Source organism: Pseudomonas sp. NPDC077408 (assembly GCF_050269105.1).
Taxonomy (GTDB): Bacteria; Pseudomonadota; Gammaproteobacteria; order Pseudomonadales; family Pseudomonadaceae; genus Stutzerimonas.
In genome coordinates, this window is record NZ_JBNNHS010000023.1 from 1 (window position 1) to 4,206 (window position 4,206).

5 protein-coding genes and 2 pseudogenes are annotated in these 4,206 nt (G+C 59.2%); 2 read left to right on the forward strand and 5 right to left on the reverse strand.

The window, feature by feature from the left end; translation table 11 throughout:
* Positions 1-49: 49 nt before the first annotated feature.
* The gene (locus ACQKEK_RS23265) at positions 50-199 is read left to right on the forward strand and encodes a hypothetical protein (protein ID WP_236080166.1); all 150 of its coding nucleotides are present in this window, start codon (positions 50-52) and stop codon (positions 197-199) included.
* Between the two features lie 204 nt (positions 200-403).
* Positions 404-598, forward strand: a pseudogene (locus ACQKEK_RS23270) (transposase); the annotation flags it as partial.
* Positions 599-701: 103 nt separating this feature from the next.
* Here ACQKEK_RS23270 and ACQKEK_RS23275 read toward each other — a convergent pair.
* From ACQKEK_RS23275 to ACQKEK_RS23295, 5 genes and pseudogenes are all read right to left on the reverse strand, one after another.
* The gene (locus tag ACQKEK_RS23275) at positions 702-2,036 is read right to left on the reverse strand and encodes a DUF3422 family protein (protein WP_042927609.1); all 1,335 of its coding nucleotides are present in this window, start codon (positions 2,034-2,036) and stop codon (positions 702-704) included.
* A 185-nt stretch (positions 2,037-2,221) separates the two neighbouring features.
* On the reverse strand, positions 2,222-2,620 hold the full coding sequence (locus ACQKEK_RS23280) for a VOC family protein (RefSeq protein WP_003291554.1): 399 nt from the start codon (positions 2,618-2,620) through the stop codon (positions 2,222-2,224).
* A gap of 43 nt (positions 2,621-2,663) precedes the next feature.
* Complete coding sequence (locus ACQKEK_RS23285; RefSeq protein ID WP_003291553.1) at positions 2,664-3,773, reverse strand: S-(hydroxymethyl)glutathione dehydrogenase/class III alcohol dehydrogenase; 1,110 nt, start codon at positions 3,771-3,773, stop codon at positions 2,664-2,666.
* A gap of 59 nt (positions 3,774-3,832) precedes the next feature.
* Positions 3,833-4,057 carry a metal-sensing transcriptional repressor gene (locus ACQKEK_RS23290; protein ID WP_013970887.1) on the reverse strand — a complete coding sequence of 75 codons (225 nt, stop codon included), beginning with the start codon at positions 4,055-4,057 and terminating at the stop codon, positions 3,833-3,835.
* Positions 4,058-4,117: 60 nt separating this feature from the next.
* Positions 4,118-4,206: pseudogene (locus ACQKEK_RS23295) on the reverse strand (oxidoreductase); the annotation flags it as partial.

A 4,206-nucleotide genomic window follows, 5' to 3' on the forward strand; every position in this document is an offset into this window, starting at 1 on the left:
GCTAAGCGTTTTGGGCAAGACGCCGCTGTCGTATTTCCAGGACCTGCGCGTGGAGCATGCCGTCCATCTCTTGCGCACCGGAAACGCGAGCGTCGACCAGGTCGCCGCACAGGTCGGGTACTCGGATGGGGTGACCCTGCGGGCCCTGTTGCGCCGCAAGCTGGGCCGGGGTGTCAGGGAGTTGCGACGCGGTGGATGACCAGAGGCGTTTGGTGTATGTACGGCTGGAGACCACCGGGAAACTGACGCAGGCCAAACGGCGCATTTGGACCTGATAAAACTACTGCGCCACGTTATTTGAACTGGTTTGCTAGGGTCTGTTGCCATTTCGCGCTAACCCATTGATCTATAAGAGCAAGCCCGTATCGTTGAAGCTCTGACCCAACATCGATACGAGCTTGCAATGCCCCGATTACTGCTCAGCGATGAGCATTGGTCGAAGCTGCGGGAAATTCTGCTGCACAAGGCCATCTACAACAAGCGTGATCTACGAATGACCGTGGAGGGCATGCTGTACCGCATGCGCACGGGATGTCCCTGGAGAGACCTGCCCAAGGCGTTTGGCTACTGGAATAAGGTCTACAAACGCTTCAATGCAGGCCGCAGCGGTACAAGAGGATTCACCGAAAGAATTGCTTGGCATGTTGTTCTCCTCTGTTCAAACGGACGGCGCAGCTATCGCGCGCCAGGACGGCAGCTCGTCAGGAAGATTTCTCTTCCGCCGCCGTGTCGCTGTGGGCGTGTCTTATCCTGCGGACGATCCACCAGATCGTCAGCATCACCGCAGGTACCAGAACCGCCATCACCGGCGCCACGCTGTCGTGAACGATCGGAATGCCCTTGAGCAGGTAGCCGAGAAGACTCACGACGTAATAAGAAATTGCCGCGACCGACAGGCCTTCGACGGTTTGCTGAAGGCGCAATTGCAACTTGGCCCGGTTGTTCATCGAAGCCAGCAGATCGCGGTTCTGGCGTTCAAGTTCGACGTCGATCCACGAACGCAGCAACGCGATGGCTCGGGTCAGTTTGTCGGAGAGCTTGGCCTGGCGCTCCTTTACGGATTGGCACTCCCGCATGGCTGGAGCGATGCGACGCTGCAGGAAATCCGCCCAGGTGCTGTATCCGGATACGGCCACTTCTGAAAGCGCAGCCAGCCTTTCCTCGACGATCTCGTAGTAGGCACGGCTGGCGCCGAAGCGATAGAGATTTGCCGCGACGCCAGCTTCCAGTTCGGCGGCCAGACCTGTCAATTCGGAAAGCAGCACGTCGCTATCGCGGCGTTCTACCAAATTCGTACACATCTCGTCAGTGATCGCAGCAAGGCGCGACTCCATGTGTCGCAGCTCCGACGTCATCGATCGCGTCAACGGCAGAGACAGCAACGCCAAGGTACGGTACGTCTCGATCTCCAATAGAAGTTGAGCCAGCGCACCTGCCCGCGCCGGGGTCAAATCACGAGCAAGGATGAGGATCTGCGTCAGGCCATCCTCATCCTGTCGGAAGTCGGTCAAGATGGCGGCAGAGCCGTTCTCTACCAACGAGTAGCACAGGCTGGCAGGATCGAAGCGATCAGCCTCCTTCTCCGTTTCTGGTATCCACGGAAGAAGTCTCAAGCGGATGCCGGATATGACCGGGCCCGGAGGAACAAATCCATGTTTGAAGGGATTTTCTCCGCAAGGCTCTCCCGTCTTGGAATCCAGCGAAGCGCACCAGAGATACGTAGAGAACTCGGTGTGCTTTTCACAGTGAAGGTCTCCCTCATCCCATGTCATGCCGTGTAGCGGCGTAGCGTGGTCGGGCTCGGCAACGCCGAAGCGATGAGACAACTCGCTCATCGCCATCTGATCCCTGGTCTGGTCACCTTCGGTCATGAAAGCGAGCTGCAATATACCGCGGGGGGCCTCAAGCAACAGATGCGGGCGCGCATGCACTTCACCCACGGCTGCAGCACGATCGGCATAAGCCGGCATGCCGTACACGGTGGCGGTTGGGGTGGGTTGTACGGTCGTCGTATTGATATTGGCCGGCTCTTTCATAACGACCTCATTTCTCATTGGTTGAAAAGCACGCTTCAAAACAAATGCCCGCAGCCATGCGTTTCACACATGGCTGCGGGCCGATCTTCATGAGCATGCACCGCGTTACGCAGTCCGTCTAACAGGCTCGCCGTATAATAGAGGCTTGTGCTGACCCTGTCAGAACGCTCTCAGCTTCCTTGCTTTCAGACGAAGGTGTACGAGCAGACCTTGTTGCCCGCCGGATCACGCAGGTAGGCAGCATAGGCACCCGGCAGGTGACCACGTGCGCCAGGTTGGCCCTCGTCAGTGCCGCCTGCGGCAAGGCCGGCGGCGTGGAAGGCATCCACTTCAGCGGGAGTGGCGGCCGCAAAGCCGATCGTCACGCCGTTGCTGGAAGGCGCTTCACCATTGCCCGGGCGGGCGATGATGAAAGCCGGCTTTTCGCGACCGAAAAGTACCCATCCGTTGTTGAAAGGACCGAGGTTCTTGATGCCAAGAGCACCCAGAGCGGCGGCGTAGAACGCGACCGACTTCTGAAGGTCGGCAGCGCCGATAAAGATGTGCGAAAAGATGCCATCGCCAGAAATGACAGGAGTGGACATGATTAATTTCCTTGGTGGTTGGCGTTGAATGGGTAGTGGGCGATCAGTAGTGGATCACCGTGCGAATCGACTTGCCTTCATGCATCAGGTCGAAGGCCTTGTTGATGTCGTCGAGGCCCATGGTGTGGGTGACGAACGGGGCGAGATCGATCTCGCCTTTCATTGCGTCCTCCACCATGCCGGGAAGTTGAGTGCGGCCCTTGACCCCGCCGAAAGCCGAGCCCTTCCAGGTGCGACCGGTGATCAACTGGAACGGGCGCGTCGAAATTTCCTTGCCTGCACCAGCCACGCCGATGACGATCGACTGGCCCCAGCCACGATGTGCTGCTTCCAGTGCCGAGCGCATCACGTTGACGTTGCCGATGCACTCGAAGGTGTGATCGACACCCCAACCGGTCATCTCGATGAGAACCTCGTGAATCGGCTTGTCGAAGTCCTTCGGGTTGAGGCATTCGGTCGCGCCGAAGGTACGAGCCAGCTCGAACTTCGCTGGATTGGTGTCGATGGCGATGATGCGACCCGCCTTGGCCTGGCGTGCCCCCTGAATCGCAGCGAGCCCGATGCCGCCGAGGCCGAAGATGGCCACAGAGTCACCCGGCTGAACCTTGGCCGTGTTGTGAACAGCGCCGATGCCGGTGGTCACACCGCAACCCAGCAGGCAGACATGCTCGGGATTGGCGTCCGGGTTGATCTTGGCCAGCGAGACTTCGGCCACCACCGTGTATTCGCTGAAGGTCGAGCAGCCCATGTAGTGGTAGATCGGCTGGCCGTTGTAGCTGAAGCGGGTGGTGCCATCGGGCATCACGCCCTTGCCCTGGGTGGCGCGCACCGCCACGCACAGGTTGGTCTTGCCGCTCTTGCAGAACAGGCACTCACCGCACTCGGCGGTGTACAGCGGGATCACGTGGTCACCCGGCTTGACCGAGGTCACGCCCTCGCCGACCTCGACCACGATGCCGGCGCCCTCATGGCCCAGCACCGCCGGGAACACGCCTTCCGGGTCCTCGCCCGACAGGGTGAAGGCGTCGGTATGGCAAACGCCGGTATTCGTGATCCTGACAAGCACCTCGCCCTTGCGCGGCGGCTCGACGTCGATCTCGACGATTTCCAGTGGCTTTCCAGGCCCGAAGGCAACTGCTGCACGTGATTTCATGATGGCGCTTCCTTTACTAGCTAACTAAATTTTCCCTCACCGAGGGCACCCTGGTGCCTCTACCGCAGGTAGGAGCGGACGATGGAGATGGTCTCGTCAATGGACTTGTTCTGCGAATCGCTCCTGATTTCGCTACTGGGAAACTCTTCCCGTAGATAGCTCTCCATAACCGTTGCCATCAATCCGTTGTCAGCCCCACGAACAGCTGCAAGCTGCTGAAGAATTGCAGGGCATTCAGCACCTGCATCGAGCGCTTGCTTCTTTTCTTCCGGGCCATGTGGCACTCACCGCTTTTCACTCCAGATAAGCGGGGCCTGACGCCGAAGAGACAGGCCCTCAACTCATTAGAATTCCTGCACGGTTGGGCGCAGAACGATCTCGTTAATATCCACGTCAGCAGGCTGCTCAATTGCGAAGGCGATAGCTCGAGCGA